Source organism: Prevotella heparinolytica (assembly GCF_004342845.1).
Classification (GTDB): domain Bacteria; phylum Bacteroidota; class Bacteroidia; order Bacteroidales; family Bacteroidaceae; genus Bacteroides; species Bacteroides heparinolyticus.
On the sequence record NZ_SLXB01000003.1, the window covers coordinates 140,663 to 158,192 of the forward strand.

10 protein-coding genes are annotated in these 17,530 nt (G+C 47.8%); 5 read left to right on the plus strand and 5 right to left on the minus strand.

What is annotated here, in order from left to right:
* Positions 1–195: 195 nt before the first annotated feature.
* Complete coding sequence (locus tag EV202_RS03050) at positions 196–1,857, minus strand: putative transporter (protein WP_131925345.1); 1,662 nt, start codon at positions 1,855–1,857, stop codon at positions 196–198.
* A 273-nt stretch (positions 1,858–2,130) separates the two neighbouring features.
* Between EV202_RS03050 and mutA the strand changes: the two genes are divergently transcribed.
* From mutA to EV202_RS03065, 3 genes are all read left to right on the plus strand, one after another.
* Positions 2,131–4,032, plus strand: coding sequence for a methylmalonyl-CoA mutase small subunit (mutA, locus tag EV202_RS03055; protein ID WP_106069004.1), 1,902 nt, complete (start codon positions 2,131–2,133; stop codon positions 4,030–4,032).
* A gap of 1 nt (position 4,033) precedes the next feature.
* Positions 4,034–6,181, plus strand: a complete 2,148-nt coding sequence (gene scpA, locus EV202_RS03060; protein ID WP_131925347.1) for a methylmalonyl-CoA mutase — start codon at positions 4,034–4,036, stop codon at positions 6,179–6,181.
* A gap of 403 nt (positions 6,182–6,584) precedes the next feature.
* Positions 6,585–8,777, plus strand: coding sequence for a DNA topoisomerase 3 (locus EV202_RS03065; protein WP_131925349.1), 2,193 nt, complete (start codon positions 6,585–6,587; stop codon positions 8,775–8,777).
* Between the two features lie 40 nt (positions 8,778–8,817).
* Here EV202_RS03065 and EV202_RS03070 read toward each other — a convergent pair whose 3' ends face one another.
* The 3 genes from EV202_RS03070 to aroC are packed head-to-tail and all read right to left on the minus strand — an operon-like array spanning position 8,818 to position 12,427.
* On the minus strand, positions 8,818–9,897 hold the full coding sequence (locus EV202_RS03070; RefSeq protein WP_131925351.1) for an anhydro-N-acetylmuramic acid kinase: 1,080 nt from the start codon (positions 9,895–9,897) through the stop codon (positions 8,818–8,820).
* Positions 9,898–9,951: 54 nt separating this feature from the next.
* On the minus strand, positions 9,952–11,307 hold the full coding sequence (locus EV202_RS03075; RefSeq protein WP_125238008.1) for a dipeptidase: 1,356 nt from the start codon (positions 11,305–11,307) through the stop codon (positions 9,952–9,954).
* Between the two features lie 43 nt (positions 11,308–11,350).
* The gene (gene aroC / locus EV202_RS03080; protein WP_131925353.1) at positions 11,351–12,427 is read right to left on the minus strand and encodes a chorismate synthase; all 1,077 of its coding nucleotides are present in this window, start codon (positions 12,425–12,427) and stop codon (positions 11,351–11,353) included.
* A 732-nt stretch (positions 12,428–13,159) separates the two neighbouring features.
* Between aroC and EV202_RS03085 the strand changes: the two genes are divergently transcribed.
* A complete protein-coding gene (locus EV202_RS03085) occupies positions 13,160–14,443 on the plus strand; it encodes an L-cysteine desulfidase family protein (protein ID WP_131925355.1) in 1,284 nt (427 codons plus the stop codon).
* 189 nt (positions 14,444–14,632) lie between these two features.
* Here the strand turns inward: EV202_RS03085 and EV202_RS03090 are convergent, their stop codons facing one another.
* Complete coding sequence (locus EV202_RS03090; protein ID WP_131925357.1) at positions 14,633–15,208, minus strand: FKBP-type peptidyl-prolyl cis-trans isomerase; 576 nt, start codon at positions 15,206–15,208, stop codon at positions 14,633–14,635.
* 503 nt (positions 15,209–15,711) lie between these two features.
* Here EV202_RS03090 and ilvD point away from each other — a divergent pair.
* Complete coding sequence (ilvD, locus tag EV202_RS03095; RefSeq protein WP_131925359.1) at positions 15,712–17,511, plus strand: dihydroxy-acid dehydratase; 1,800 nt, start codon at positions 15,712–15,714, stop codon at positions 17,509–17,511.
* Positions 17,512–17,530 lie beyond the last annotated feature (19 nt).

The window sequence follows — 17,530 nt, forward strand, 5'->3', positions numbered from 1 at the left end:
TATGGATGCCTTCGGCTGTAAGTATAGATGCAGCACGCTCGGCATATAGATGCAGCATGGTGGAGATATATCCCCACCAAAGCTGGTCTGCAGATATCTCTCGCAAGGGATACCTATCGAGAAACGATTGGTGCTAATTCTTGACAGAAAGTTTAATCCACCTATCAGGATTTTCTTGCTTTATTGCCTAAGAGTCTACATCATCGCCAACAGAATCATCTGTCCCGCCAAGATGCGCAGGAACATGGTTAACGGATAAACCGTTGAATAGCCTACTGCCGGTGCGTCGTTACCTGCTGTCTGGTTAGAATAGGCCAATGCAGGAGGATCGGTGTTGCTGCCGGCGATAAGCCCCATGAGAATGAAATAGTTCACTTTGAAATAAAGACGAGCTACGATGCCGACAATGAGTAGGGGAACGACGGTTATCAGGAATCCGTATCCCACGTACGACAACCCGTTACCTTCCACCACTGTCTGAACGAAATGTTCTCCCGCCTCTATGCCTACGCTGGCAAGGAAAAGCACGATACCTATTTCACGCAACATCAGGTTGGCGCTCATGGTAGTATAGGTCACGAGACGTATCTTGTGTCCGAAACGGCCGATAAGAATGGCTACCACAAGCGGGCCGCCTGCCAAACCAAGCTTTACGGGTGTCGGCATACCGGGAAATGCGATAGGAAGGCTTCCCAACAGAATTCCAAGGAAGATACCTACGAAAATGGTCACGATGTTCGGAGTGTCCAGACGCTTCAATTGGTTGCCCAATACACCCGCCACACGTTCTACGGCATCTTGTTGTCCCACAACCATCACACGGTCGCCCACCTGAAGTACCAGATTAGGGTCGGCGAATAAATCCACGCCCGAACGGTTGACACGGGTTACATTAACTCCATACATGCTGCGGAAGTGCAGACTTCCCAGTTTCTTGCCGTTGATTTCGGATTTGGTGACCAGAATGCGTCGTGAAACCAACGGAGTGTCTTGTCTTTCCCAATCCATCTCTATCTCCTTGCCGATAAAAGCGGTTACGGCTTCGGCATCTTCTTCAGAGCAGACAATAAACAGTTGGTCGCCGATATGAAACTCAGTGTCTTGATTGGGAATGCTGACATGTCCTTCGTGCCGAATGCGCGAGCAGACAAACGGGCGTCCCAAGAATTCCTTGATTTGAAGCAGCTTCTTGCCGTTGATAGACTCATTGCGCACCTCCAGATGCAACATGTGGGGCCGATGCTTGGAGTCCGTCTCTTGTGTATGAAGTTCCTCTTCTTCTTTTTTCAGATTGACGCGGCAGATATAGCGCACAGCAATGATTGAGCCTATGATACCCACCACACCGAGCGGATAGGCGCAGGCATATCCCAGGGCAATCGGGTCGCCCGTATAGTGAAGCTGGTTCAACGCTTCGTTGGCGGCACCCAAACCGGGAGTGTTTGTTACAGCACCGTAGAGGATACCCACAATCATGGGCAATTCTATGTTTCCGTCAATGAAATAAATGCTCAGTGCCACCGCGATGTTCAGCGCCACAACGCCTACGGCAAGCATGTTCAGCGTCATGCCTCCTTTCTTGAAAGAAGAAAAGAAGGCCGGTCCTACTTGCAAACCGATGCAGAATACGAATAAAATCAAACCGAATTCGCGGATGAAGTGCAGAATGTGGGTCTCTCCCGTGAAGCCGAAATGCCCCATCAGGATACCGGCGAAGAGCACAAATGTCACTCCCAATGATACGCCGAAGATTTTAATTTTACCTAATAATACGCCCACAGAGATAACGAATGCATATAAGCAAACGATGTGTGCCACGGATGAGGGATCCCATAGCAAAGTTTCTAACCAATCCATAGTTACCTTAAAATATACTTGTTTTATAAATTTTGCGCAAAAGTAGTCAATAATGAGGAGGTGGCAAAGGCTTTGTTGTTCTTTTTGTCATGTGGGCTTTGCAAAACCTGCAACGAAGGTGGCGAACTTCCCCTTCCGGTGATTGACAGATGGTTGCATAAGCATGCTATTTTTCACTAAAACGCTTTGTTCTTCTAAGTAATTCAGTATATTTGCAAGTCTCTTAGACGACAGAATGAATAGTATTCATCTATTTTTAATTTTAAATAAACTATGGCAGACAGTAAAGAAAAACTCTTCTCGGACTTTTCTCCCGTTTCCACCGAACAGTGGATGGAGAAGGTTATCGCCGATTTGAAAGGCGCGGATTATGAGAAGAAACTCGTTTGGAAGACAAACGAAGGATTTAAGGTGAAACCTTTCTACCGGATGGAAGATCTTGAGGGATTGAAGACCACAGATGCCCTTCCCGGTGAATTTCCTTATCTCAGAGGTACCAAGAAAGATAACAACGAGTGGCTTGTTCGTCAGGAAATCAGGGTAGAATCTCCCCAAGAAGCCAATGCCAAGGCACTGGATATTTTGAATAAGGGTATTGATTCGCTTTCTTTTCATGTAAAAGCCAAGGAACTGAGCGCAGCGTACATTGAAACTTTGCTGAAAGACATTTGTGCCGAATGTGTAGAACTCAACTTCTCTACTTGCCAGGGACATGTGGTAGAGCTTGCCGAGCTTCTTGTGGCTTACTTCCGGAAGAAAGATTATGATTTGTCGAAGTTGCAAGGTTCCATAAACTATGACTTCTTCAACAAAATGCTGACCAAAGGCAAGGAAAAGGGAGATGTACAGGCAACAGCCAAGGCCTTGATCGAAGCCACTGCCGAACTTCCCAAATATCGTGTACTGAATGTGAGTGCCCTGAGCTTGAACAATGCAGGTGCCTATATTTATCAAGAATTGGGCTATGCGTTGGCTTGGGGAAATGAATACATGAACCGATTGACCGAGGCGGGACTTCCTGCCGCCGTAGTGGCCAAAAAGATAAAGTTCAACTTCGGTATCAGCTCCAATTATTTTCTTGAGATAGCTAAATTCCGTGCGGCACGTATGCTTTGGGCAAATATCGTAGCTGCTTATGAACCTGAATGTCTGCGCGACCACCGCAAGAACAAGGGTGAACATAACGAATGCCGTTGTGCAGCCAAGATGAGAATCCATGCGGAAACTTCCACTTTTAATCTTACTTTGTTCGATGCATACGTGAATTTGTTGCGTACGCAGACCGAGGCCATGAGTGCTGCTATTGCCGGCGTAGACTCTATGACCGTTGCTCCGTTCGACAAGGCTTACGATGCGCCCAATGAGTTTTCTGAACGTATGGCTCGTAACCAGCAGTTATTGCTGAAAGAAGAATCTCATTTTGATAAAGTTATCGATCCTGCTGCCGGTTCTTACTACATTGAAAATCTGACAGTCTCCATAGCCAAACAGGCTTGGGACTTGTTCCTCGCCGTAGAAGAGGAAGGTGGATTCTACAACGCAGTCAAAGCCGGTAAGGTGCAGGCTGCGGTGAACGAAAGCAATAAAGCCCGTCATGCAGACATTGCCAAGCGCAAGGAAGTGTTGCTGGGTACCAATCAGTTCCCCAACTTCAATGAAAAGGCAGGCGAAAAGCAACCGCTCAAGGCAACCAGTTGCTGTGGCGGTCATGATACATGCGAAAAGGATGTGCCTACATTGAACTTCGACCGTGCAGCCAGTGAGTTTGAAGCTTTACGCCTTGAAACAGAGGCTTCGGGAAAACGTCCGAAAGCATTTATGCTTACTATCGGTAACCTTGCCATGCGTCAGGCGCGTGCGCAATTCTCATGTAACTTCCTGGCTTGTGCCGGATATGAGGTTGTTGACAATCTTGGCTTCCCCACAGTAGAAGAGGGTGTAGAAGCCGCCATGGCTGCCAAGGCCGATATCGTAGTGCTTTGTTCAAGCGATGATGAATATGTGGAGTATGCCGTTCCGGCTTTCAAGGCTCTGAATGGCCGTGCCATGTTCATCGTGGCCGGTGCCCCCGCCTGCATGGACGAACTGAAGGCTGCCGGCATCGAAAACTTTATCCATGTTCGTGTCAACGTGCTGGAAACATTAAAGGAATACAACGCTAAACTTTTGAAGTAAGATGAGAAAAGATTTTAAGAACTTAGATATATATGCCGCTTTCCGACCCGTTAATGGAGCCGAGTGGCAAAAGGCTAATGATATCCGTGCTGACTGGAAGACGCCGGAACATATTGAAGTGAAGCCTGTTTATACAAAGGAAGACCTCGAAGGAATGGAGCATTTGAATTATGCCGCCGGCCTTCCTCCTTATTTGCGCGGACCATACTCTGTGATGTACACGCTGCGTCCTTGGACCATTCGTCAGTACGCGGGTTTCTCTACGGCCGAAGAGTCCAATGCTTTCTATCGTCGTAATTTGGCTTCCGGGCAGAAAGGTTTGTCCGTAGCGTTCGACTTGGCTACCCACCGTGGCTACGACCCCGACCACGAACGTGTGGTGGGCGACGTGGGTAAGGCCGGTGTATCCATCTGTTCGTTAGAGAACATGAAGGTGCTTTTCGACGGCATTCCCTTGAGCAAAATGTCCGTTTCCATGACCATGAACGGCGCTGTGCTTCCCGTTATGGCGTTCTATATCAATGCCGGTCTGGAACAAGGAGCCAAACTGGAAGAAATGGCGGGTACAATCCAGAATGATATTCTGAAAGAGTTCATGGTGCGTAACACCTATATTTATCCGCCTGCATTCTCCATGAAGATTATTTCCGACATCTTTGAATATACTTCGCAGAAGATGCCTAAGTTCAATTCTATCTCTATCTCCGGCTATCATATGCAGGAGGCCGGTGCTACGGCAGATATAGAGTTGGCTTATACGCTGGCCGACGGTCTGGAATATTTGCGTGCCGGAACTGCTGCCGGTATCGACATCGATGCATTTGCCCCGCGGCTTTCTTTCTTCTGGGCCATCGGTACCAACCACTTCATGGAAATAGCCAAGATGCGTGCAGCCCGTATGCTATGGGCAAAGATTGTGAAGCAATTCAACCCGAAGAATCCTAAATCTTTGGCTTTGCGTACACACTCCCAGACTTCCGGCTGGTCGCTGACCGAGCAAGACCCGTTCAATAATGTGGGGCGTACTTGTATCGAGGCTATGGCTGCTGCATTGGGACATACGCAATCGCTGCACACCAATGCGCTTGACGAGGCGATAGCCTTGCCTACCGATTTTTCTGCACGTATTGCACGTAATACTCAGATTTATATTCAGGAAGAAACTTACATCTGCAAGAATGTCGACCCGTGGGGCGGTTCTTATTATGTAGAGTCTCTGACTAACGAACTTGCTCATAAGGCTTGGGAACTTTTGCAGGAAGTGGAGAAACTCGGCGGTATGGCAAAGGCCATCGAGACCGGTATTCCCAAGATGCGTATCGAAGAAGCGGCCGCACGCACGCAGGCGCATATCGACAGCGGTTCACAGACCATCGTAGGTGTGAATAAATATCGTTTGGAGAAAGAAGCTCCGATTGATATCCTTGAGATTGACAATACAGCTGTTCGCCAAGAGCAGATTGAAAATCTGAAACGCCTGAAAGAAGGACGCAACCAAGCCGAGGTGGATAAAGCATTAGCAGCCATCACCGAGTGCGTGGAAAGCGGTAAGGGCAACTTGCTTGAACTGGCGGTAGAAGCAGCTCGTGTTCGCGCCACTTTGGGCGAAATCTCTTATGCTTGCGAAAAGATTGTAGGACGTTATAAAGCAGTAATCAGAACTATTTCAGGCGTGTATTCATCAGAAAGTAAGAATGACAGCGACTTCCAACGTGCCTGCGAATTGGCCGAGAAGTTTGCTAAGAAAGAGGGACGTCAGCCCCGTATTATGATAGCCAAGATGGGACAGGACGGTCACGATCGTGGCGCTAAAGTGGTAGCGACCGGATATGCCGACTGTGGTTTCGATGTGGATATGGGGCCGTTGTTCCAAACTCCGGCCGAAGCAGCCCGCGAAGCAGTGGAAAACGATGTGCATGTAGTAGGTGTTTCTTCACTGGCTGCCGGCCATAAGACGTTGGTTCCGCAGATCATCGAAGAGCTTAAGAAGTTGGGACGTGAGGATATTATAGTAATAGCCGGTGGTGTAATCCCCGCACAAGACTACGATTTCCTTTACAAAGCAGGTGTAGCCGCTATCTTCGGCCCCGGTACTCCGGTAGCAAAGGCTGCTTGCCAGATTCTCGATATCTTGTTGGATGAAGAATAAGAGAACCGGCTATTCTTTGGGAAATCGTTCTCTGATAGACAAAGAGTACACTTCGATAAAAGAATAGTATTGGTTTTAAATGTTAAAAAGGGGTGGAAAGTCTTTGCATTTCCACTCCTTTTTCTTAATCTGTGTTATAGAACATGCTTTTTTTTCTTGGAAAGTTTGCAGATTATCTCAAAGTCCGTATCTTTGCAATGTGTTTTTCATAGTATTAGATTTAAGGTTAACAAAGGTTGGAGTACAGCGGTACTCCTTTTTTTATGCCTATACGTTTCCCCATTTCGCAACATTCTTTTCAGCCTCCTCTCAAAATAGTATCTTTTGACTTATTGGGAGATTATTTTTCTCATTCCTCCTCTTTTTGTACCTTTGCTCCACGAATAAAAATGAAGAATAACGAATGATAGTTTGTATTGCCGAAAAGCCCTCTGTGGCACGTGACATAGCCGATGTGTTGGGAGCGAAAGACAAGAAAGACGGATACATCGAGGGAAACGGGTATCAGGTCACTTGGACATTCGGCCACCTTTGTACACTGAAGGAACCGCACGAATATACGCCCAACTGGAAATCATGGAGTTTGGGAAGCTTACCCATGATTCCCCCTCGCTTCGGCATCAAACTCATCAGCAATCCTACCTACGAACGCCAGTTTCATACCATAGAAAACCTCATGCAGCATGCCGACATGATTATAAATTGCGGCGATGCCGGACAGGAAGGAGAATTGATTCAACGCTGGGTGATGCAAAAAGCCGGTGCGCATTGTCCGGTGAAGCGTCTATGGATCTCCTCGTTGACGGAAGAAGCCATTCGTGAGGGGTTCGCCAAACTACGTGACGCTTCAGACTTCCAGCCTTTGTATGAGGCAGGACTGTCTCGTGCCATCGGTGATTGGTTGCTTGGCATGAATGCCACCCGTCTTTATACGATGAAGTATGGGCAAAACAGGCAGGTGCTTTCCATAGGACGTGTACAGACACCGACATTGGCTTTGATCGTGAACCGTCAGTTGGAGATACAGAATTTTGTGCCCAAGCAATATTGGGTACTGAGCACCATCTATCGCGAAACCACGTTCACAGCTCTTATCCGTAAAAGCGAGGAGGAACTGGTTCTGGAAGCCGAGAAGCAGAGCGATGACAAGAAAGACAATGCTGTTTCGGCCTTGAACAAGACAACCGATGATAACCCCGGCATAGACCCCATTACGGACTATGACCGTGGCGTTGCTCTACTGGAGCAGATAAAGCATGCTCCATTCACGATTACTTCGGTAGTAAAGAAGAACGGTAAGGAAGCTCCTCCCCGGCTTTTCGATCTTACATCGCTTCAGGTAGAGTGTAACAAGAAGTTTGCTTTCTCTGCTGACGATACGTTGAAGACCATTCAATCTCTGTATGAGAAAAAAGTGGTAACTTATCCACGTGTAGACACCACTTTTCTCAGTGATGATATCTACCCCAAATGCCCCGGCATCTTGAAAGGGCTGCGTGATTATGCTTCCCTCACTGCCCCATTGGAAGAGAAGCCGTTGCCCAAGTCGAAGAAAGTGTTCGACAACTCCAAAGTGACCGACCACCATGCCATTATTCCTACCGGGCAATATCCGCAAGCATTGAGCAACATGGAGAAGCAGGTCTACGACCTTATCGCCCGCCGATTCATTGCCGCGTTTTATCCCGATTGCCAGTTTGCCACCACCACTGTGCTGGGGGAAGTGGAGCAGATATTGTTCAAAGCCACCGGCCGGCAGATACTAGTTCCGGGGTGGAGAGTCGTGTTTGCCGCTTCGCAACAATCGCCTAATGAAGCTGTTGAAGAGGAAAAAGAGGAAAAAGAATCTTCGGCCGACAAGTTGTTGCCTGCCTTTGTGAAAGGCGAAAGCGGCCCTCACTTACCTGAATTGATGGAGAAATGGACACAGCCGCCCCGCCCTTATACCGAAGCGACCCTGCTTCGTGCCATGGAGACTGCCGGAAAATTGGTGGACAACGATGAACTTCGCGATGCTTTGAAGGAAAACGGCATCGGCCGACCATCTACGCGTGCGGCAATCATCGAGACGTTATTCAAACGAAATTATATCCGTAAGGAGAAAAAGAACCTGATAGCAACCCCCACAGGTGTGGAATTGATACAGATTATCCATGAAGAGTTGTTGAAGTCGGCAGAGCTGACCGGCATATGGGAAAAGAAACTCCGTGAGATAGAAAAACGCACTTATAATGCCGGGCAATTTCTGGAGGAATTAAAGCAAATGGTGTCTGAGGTGGTGATGAATGTACTTTCCGATAATAGCAATCGCCGCATCACCATACAGGCTGCGGAGGTAAAAAAAGAACAGTCGCCTGCCAAGAAAACGGGGAAAAGCGACAGACCCAAACAAGAACCCAAGAAGAGAGCACCGCAGAAGAGAGGGGGGGAAAAGAAAGATGCGGCAAGCATCACAACGTCGCCCCAACAAGCAACAGACCTCTTGATCGGCACTCCTTGTCCTCTTTGTGGCAAAGGCACCATTATCAAAGGAAGAACGGCTTACGGGTGTTCCGAGTGGAGGAGTGGCTGCGCTTTCCGCAAGCCGTTCGAATAGATCATATAACCAGTTCTGTATCCAGTTTTTGTCGGTTCGTTTATATTTTGAACAACATCCCTCCTATATTATCTATCGGTGCTCCTGTTACGGAAGCAAGGCAGCCGGGTTCATCAGCCATGTAGAGCGCACCGAGGAAAGCAAAAATCAAAGCTTCTTTGTATTCAATAATCTGTCGGTCGGGAATAACAATCTCGCACGGGCAGAGCGCACCGATCCGCTCTATCAGGAATTTGTTGAAAGCGCCTCCACCGGTAATCAGCAGCTTGTCGCTGCCCCCTGAAAGCAGATGCGCCGTGATGACACGTTGCACTTGATGGGCGGCATGCTCATAAAACGTACGCAATCTGTCCTCCATGCTTAACTCATAACGTTCCAACATCGGATAGACAAGCGTTTCTACCCACTCGCGCCCCAATGACTTCGGACCTGATTGGCGATAGAAATCCATGCCGTTCAATTCGTCTAATAGACTTTGGCAGATAGTGCCTTGGCGGGCGATGTCTCCGTCACGGTCAAATTCCAATCCTATTTGTCGGCAGTAATGGTTAATTACATAATTCACCGGACTGATATCGAAAGCGATGCGCTTCCCCTCTTGCTCGAACGAGATGTTGGAGAAGCCGCCTATGTTCAGGCAATAATCATATTCGCTGAAAAGCAAGCGGTCTCCTATCGGTACAAGCGGAGCGCCTTGACCGCCCAACATGATGTCCAACCGGCGAAAATCCGACACAGTGGGAATCCGGGTCTCGGCTGCAATGGCGGCTCCGTCTCCTATTTGATACATGATTTTCTTTTTCGGCTCGTGGAAGATGGTGTGCCCATGAGAGGCTATTATGTCCGGACGCACGTTGAATTCCCGTATGAAGTCGTTTACCCGTTCGCCGAGGAACTTGCCGTAAGCGCTATGAAAGGTGATAAAGTCCAAAGCACTCATCTGCTGTGCGCCGGTGCCGAGTATCTGTTTCATTTCTTCCGGATAGTCGTAGCCTTTAGCGCAATCTATTCGGAAACTCCATTTTCCTGATTGTCTCAGGAAGGTGCAACAGCAAACGTCCAGTCCATCGAGGGAAGTGCCGGACATAAGTCCGATGGCTCTGATTTGAAAATCTTTCATGTTGATGGATATATTGAAGAGCCTGTTTGCAGAAGAAAACAGGCCCTGAGATGATTATTTGTAGTTCTGATAAAATTCCGTCACGGCTTCTATTCCCTTGCGGAAAATGTCAAGTGACATATTTTCGTTGGGAGAGTGGATGGCATTGGACTCAAGTCCGAAACCCATCAATACCGTTTTCAGTCCCAATACCTGCTCGAATGTAGATATGATAGGAATGCTTCCGCCACGGCGTACGGCCAGGGGCTTCTTGCCGAATGCTTTTTCGAAGCCTTTCTCGGCAGCCTGATAGGCCGGTAATGAGATGGGACATACATAGCCTTGTCCGCCATGCATAGGAGTGACCTTTACCTGCACAGTGTCGGGTGCAATGCTCAGAATATAGTCGGCAAACAGTTGGGAGATTTTATGGTGGTCTTGGTGTGGAACAAGTCGACAGGACACTTTGGCGTAAGCCTTGGACGGAAGTACGGTCTTGGAACCTTCGCCTGTATATCCTCCCCAAATGCCGCACACATCGAATGACGGACGGCAACTATTACGCTCCAGTGTGCTGTAGCCTTTCTCGCCGAAGAGTGCCCGCACGCCGATGGCTTTCTTATACTTTTCTTCATCGAAGGGGATGTGAGCTATCATATTGCGTTCTGCTTGCGGAACTTCCTCTACATCGTCATAGAATCCGGGAACGGTAATGCGCCCGTCAGCATCCGTCACTTTGCCGATCATTTGGCATAATACATTGATGGGATTGGCCACGGCACCTCCGAAATGTCCCGAATGAAGGTCGCGGTTAGGACCTGTAACCTCTATCTCCCAATAGGCCAATCCGCGAAGGCCGGTGGTCAATGAAGGCAGGTCGGCACCGAGCATGCTGGTATCCGACACTAATATGACGTCTGCTTTCAATAGCTCTTTATGTTCCTGACAGAAACTTTCCAGACTTGGCGAACCGATTTCTTCTTCACCCTCGAAAATGAATTTTACATTGGTCCGCAACAAGTCGTTCTTAACGAGATATTCAAAAGCCTTCACTTGAATGAAAGATTGCCCCTTGTCATCGTCGGCACCGCGTGCCCAGATGTGCCCGTCACGCACTTCCGGCTCGAAGGGGTTGCTTTTCCAAAGTTCCAACGGCTCTGCCGGCATTACGTCATAGTGGGCGTATACCAACACGGTTTTGGCATTCGGGTCTGCTATTTTTTGTCCGAAGACGATGGGATTGCCTTTCGAGGGCATCACCAAGGCTTCGTCTGCCCCGGCTTGTAACAACAGTTGCGCCCAACGTTCGGCGCAAGCCAACATGTCGTCATGATGTTCCGGTTTGGCACTTATACTCGGAATACGGATAAGGCTGAATAACTCTTCGAGCATTCGCGGCTCATTTTCTGCAATATACTTTTTTATTTCCATACGTAAGTTAGGGGATAAGGGTTAACGCTCACCATTAATAACTCTATAACTGTGTCGTCCTATCTATCAGGTAGAAGTCCAGCAGAGTGATGGCAGCCATTGCTTCTACAATGGGCACGGCACGTGGCAGCACGCACGGGTCATGACGGCCTCGGGCTTTCAACGTGGTGTCTATGCCGTCAATATTTACCGTGTGTTGTTCCATCAATACAGTGGCTACGGGCTTGAAAGCTACTCGGAAGTAAATGTCTTGCCCGTTGCTGATACCGCCTTGTATGCCTCCTGAATGATTGGTGCGTGTTTCAATACGTCCGTTATTGTTGTAGAACACATCGTTCTGCTCCGAACCTTTCTGCTTCAGACCTTTGAAGCCATCACCATATTCAAAGGCTTTGGCGGCATTGATGCTAAGCATGGCACCGCCAAGGGCAGCATGCAGTTTGCCGTACACCGGTTGCCCCAGTCCGATAGGACAGCCTTTGATGACGCAAGTGATGACACCCCCGATGGTATCTCCTTCTCCTTTTATCTTGAAGATGAGTTCTTCCATCTCTTTAGCCTTCTCCGGATCGGGGCAGCGCACCGGATTGGTATCTATCAGGTCGAGGTCATAGGCAGTATAATTTTCTTCCAACCGGATGGGACCTACTTGCGAGGTATATGCTGTGATCTGTATACCCAATTGTTTCAGTGCCAATTTGGCCAACGCTCCGGCCACAACACGCGAAATGGTCTCGCGTGCCGAAGAACGTCCTCCTCCCCGATGGTCGCGAATACCATATTTCACATTGTAAGTATAGTCGGCATGCGAAGGGCGGTATACTTCCTTTAAGTTGTTATAATCGTCGGAATGCTGATTTTCATTCCATACAATAAAACCTATGGGACAACCCGTTGATTTACCTTCGAAGATTCCGGAAAGAAATTCCACTTTATCTCCTTCTTTTCTTGCGGTCGTTATGCGCGATTGTCCGGGGCGACGGCTGTCGAGTTCAGATTGTACAAAATCCATGTCGATGGCGATTCCCGACGGAAATCCATCTATTACGCCCCCGATGCCTTTACCGTGCGATTCTCCGAAGCTGGTAAGGCGAAAAATATTTCCAAATGAGTTGAACATATCAATAGCTTTAAAGGTTTATGTATGAGGTAGATGTACTTTCATTTTCTTTCTCCAACGAAGTTTGAGAATATAAAGATAACAAAAAAAACGATATAACGTTTAGTTTCCGCTTGATTTTTCCTTATTTAGCCCGACCTTGATGTCGGATTCCCCACTGCCTTTTAATAAATCCCAAGGAAGCAGTTTGCGAGGGCAACAGCCCGATGCTCCGTCTTAATGCTTAGGATGGCTACGCCTCTGTATAAAGGGATGATTTGCGCAAACAGTTTGGAAATACGCCGTTTATGTAAACATTATTCACTTAAACCTCAAAGAAAGCTCCGAAATCGGCAGACCCTTGCCAGAATGCATTCTGACGAGGGGGTAGATCAGTATACGACTGATGTACCATCAGTATACGACTGAAGCCACATCAGTATACGACTGATGTACCCTCAGTATGGAACAGACTCCATCTCTTCTTTTTTTCTCCTCTTTAAGCGATGAATTTGATGAGATTTTTCAAAAAAAAGAGTTCCCCGGTTTTCACAGAATAACGCTACAGCTTTTCAGTAAGATTCCACCGACTTGATTTATGGCCGGCCGGAGGCTTCGTGCTTGTTTTCAGTTCTCTTTTTGCAGGATGCATCATGCCAGAGAAAATCTTCTTCAGCTTTACGTAAATGTTGCTTGGTTTATGAAAATAATAATGTACATTTGTGCTTCGAGGCATCTATACTATAAAACATTATGACAGAAACAGAAAGGCAACAGATTATAGCTCTGGTCAAATCGGAAGTGATACCGGCTATAGGGTGTACGGAACCTATTGCTGTGGCATTGTGTGCAGCAAAGGCAGCCGAAATATTAGACAAATGTCCGGAAAAGGTTACCGTGCTTTTAAGTGCTAATATCTTGAAAAACGCAATGGGGGTAGGCATACCCGGAACCGGTATGATCGGATTGCCTATCGCAGTGGCGTTGGGCGTGTTAATCGGCAAGTCGGAATATCAGTTAGAAGTATTGAAAGATTGTACACCCGATGCGGTGGAGCAAGGAAAACGGTTTATCGACGAGAAGCGCATTCACATAGCACTGAAAGAAGACATTGAAGAAAAACTGTATATAGAAGTGCGCTGCGAGGCAGGAGAAGATAAGTCTACCGCCGTCATTGCCGGCGGACACACAACTTTTATATCTGTGGCACGCAACCAAGAGGTGCTACTGAGCAAGCAAGCCACTGCCGATGAAGAAAAAGAGAACAGTGTGCCGAACTTGAGTTTGCGCAAAGTCTATGACTTTGCGCTGACGGCCCCGTTGGATGAAATCCGCTTCATTCTGGAGACAGCGCGGCTGAACAAAGCAGCAGCCGAACGCTCTTTCGAAGGAAACTACGGCCACGGTTTGGGTAAGATTCTTCGCGGCACGTATAAACACCAAGTGATGGGCGACAGCGTATTTTCCCACATTCTTTCTTATACCTCCGGAGCATGCGACGCACGTATGGCAGGTGCCATGATTCCGGTGATGAGCAATTCAGGCAGCGGAAATCAAGGCATATCGGCCACTTTACCGGTTCTGGTCTATGCCGAGGAAAACGGAAAATCGGAAGAAGAAATCATCCGTGCCTTGATGTTGAGCCATCTGACGGTGATTTATATCAAGCAGAGTTTAGGAAGGTTATCCGCTCTTTGCGGTTGTGTCGTGGCAGCCACCGGCTCCAGTTGCGGAATCACATGGCTGATGGGAGGAGACTATGACCGGGTGGCTTATGCCGTGCAGAATATGATTGCCAATCTCACCGGTATGATTTGCGATGGAGCCAAGCCCAGTTGTGCACTGAAGGTAACCACCGGCGTTTCAACCGCGGTACTTTCTGCCATCATGGCCATGGAAGATCGTTGTGTGACTTCCGTGGAAGGTATTATCGATGAAAATGTGGACCAAAGTATTCGCAACTTGACTGAGATAGGTTCAAAAGGCATGAACGAAACAGACAAGCTGGTATTGGAAATCATGACGCACAAGCATTGATGCAGCGCATGAAAAGTGCCTATGCTCATACTTATCAGGCGCGGATTTCGCGAAACACACGGTGTTATCGATAAATCCGTGAAATTCGCGAAATCCGCGCCTAAAAGAAAATCATAAAGGTGCCCGTGGCACAACCTTTATCAATATTAAGGGAGAGCCTTTCCCAATCAAGATATATCTACCGGTGGCTTAGTGACAGCATCCGCCACCACATCCGTCACCACAACCATCACCGCATCCGTCTCCACAATCACCGCCACATCCGCAACCACCGCTTATCATGCGTACCACTTCTGCAATCTCGTCGTTTGTAGCCTGACGGCTTACCACAACTTCGCCCACAAAATTCAAATCACAACCGGCAAGCGGATGATTCATATCCATCACAACCACGTCTTTTTTCACTTCTACCACGCTTCCGTTGACGCGTTGTCCCTCCGAAGTCATCAAGGGGAGTACGGCACCTTCTACCACACGCTCATTATCAAACTCTCCTTCTATGAAGAATACTTCTTTGGGAAGTTCGATCACGTGATCATCGTCATAGTCACCATAAGCATCGGCGGCTGCAATGGTGAAATCGAATTTGTCGCCGGCATTCAAGTCCTTAAGCCGGGCTTCAAACGATTCCAGTGTCATTCCCAATCCGGATATGAATTGGAAAGGATGTTCAGCAGGTGCTTCTTCAGTGAAATCCTTTTCTCCGTTTTCTATTGAGTACAGCTTGTATGCTACGGTAATGTACTTGTTTTCTATTTTTTCCATTGATTCTTTTTTCTTTAAGTAAAAAATTAAATAAACTTTATCGTCCGTTTCAGCCTTCGGCTTTTACGCCGGGCAAAGATACGAATAATTTATTTCAGCTACCGAGCAAATGGAGTAATTTTCAGATTATTAAGCAGCTTCATCCGTCTTAGGAACTTTGCTAAAACTTGTCCGAAGAGTCACTTGTTCCTCTTTCATGTAATAAAATAAGTATTTAAGGAGATGGTTTTCTTACGATTTCTTGCCCAATCCTCTTTTTTTTATTCAATTTGTTTGGATATTATAAAAAAGCCCTTACCTTTGCAACCAAATTAACAGAGATAAAAAGAGATATGAACTTGCATACATCTATTAACCTGGCAGTCCTGCATATTATTCGCGTCGTGGTGGTGACATTGGGAGCGTGAGAAAGGTTTGTGTATGTATTCGTATGATAGAAGATAATTTTAAAAAGCCTTTCTCATAACGGTGAGAAAGGCTTTTTCATTGAAAGGAGTATTAAGATGAAGCATCGGTTACGTAGTTCGTTCAGCACACAGGGACGCCGCATGGCAGGCGCCCGGGCTTTGTGGACGGCCAATGGCATGAAGCAAGAACAAATGGGAAAGCCCATTATCGCTATAGTCAATTCGTTTACACAGTTCGTACCCGGACACGTCCACCTGCATGAAATCGGTCAGTTTGTAAAGGGTGAGATTGAAAAAATGGGATGCTTTGCAGCAGAGTTCAACACCATTGCCATTGACGATGGCATCGCTATGGGACATGACGGCATGCTTTATTCCTTACCCTCGCGAGACCTCATTGCCGATAGCGTGGAATATATGGTGAATGCCCATAAAGCAGATGCCATGATTTGCATCAGCAATTGCGACAAAATTACTCCGGGCATGCTGATGGCGGCAATGCGGCTGAATATTCCTGCCGTGTTCGTTTCGGGTGGTCCGATGGAAGCCGGTGAATGGAATGGCAGACATCTGGACTTGATCGATGCCATGATACAATCGGCCGATGAAAGTGTAGGCGACAATGAAGTTGCCCAAATAGAACAACGGGCCTGTCCCACATGCGGATGTTGTTCGGGCATGTTTACGGCCAATTCGATGAACTGTCTGAATGAGGCACTGGGGTTGGCCTTGCCCGGCAACGGGACGATTGTGGCCACTCATACCAACCGCAGGAAGCTGTTTGAAGATGCCGCAAAATTAATCGTAAAGAATGCTTTCAGGTACTATGAAGAAGGAGATGACAGCGTACTCCCGCGCAGCATTGCCACCCGCGAAGCTTTTCTGAACGCCATGACACTGGATATTGCAATGGGAGGCTCTACCAATACGGTGCTTCATTTGTTGGCAATAGCCCATGAAGCCGAAACCCGCTTTACGATGGACGACATCGATATGCTCTCCCGTCAAACCCCTTGTTTGTGCAAAGTGGCTCCTAATACTCAAAAATATCATATCCAAGATGTGAATCGTGCCGGTGGCATCATTGCCATAATGGACGAACTGGCGAAAGGCGGACTGGTAGACACCGGTGTTCTTCGTGTGGACGGAATGACGTTGGCGGAAGCAATAGACCGCTATAGCATCACTTCTCCTAATGTATGCGAGGAAGCCATTGAGAAATTCTCCAGCGCCGCTGCCGGAAAGTTCAATCTCGTGCTTGGTTCGCAAGCGGTATTTTACAAAGAACTGGATGCAGACCGCGTTGCCGGGTGTATCCGCGGATTGGAGCATGCCTACAGCAAGGATGGCGGCTTGGCTGTTCTGAAAGGAAATATAGCCCAAGATGGCTGTGTCGTAAAAACGGCCGGAGTGGATGAAAGTATCTGGAAGTTTACCGGTCCGGCCAAGGTTTTCGATTCGCAGGAAGCTGCCTGCAACGGTATATTGGGAGGAAAGGTGGTCAGTGGCGACGTCGTTGTCATCACCCACGAAGGTCCTAAAGGAGGGCCGGGCATGCAGGAGATGCTTTATCCCACCTCTTATATCAAGTCACGCCATTTGGGTAAGGAGTGTGCACTGATTACCGACGGACGTTTCAGTGGAGGCACCTCCGGACTCAGCATAGGGCATATCTCTCCCGAAGCTGCAGCCGGTGGAAACATCGGCAAGATTCAAGATGGAGATATCATTGAAATCAATATTCCGGAACGTAGCATCAACGTGAGGTTGACGGATGAAGAATTGGACGCCCGCCCCATGACACCGGTCACACGTACTCGCGAAATATCCAAAGCACTGAAAGCATATGCCGGCATGGTAAGTTCGGCGGATAAAGGAGCTGTGAGGTTGATATAGACTTCGCGAAACATGGAGA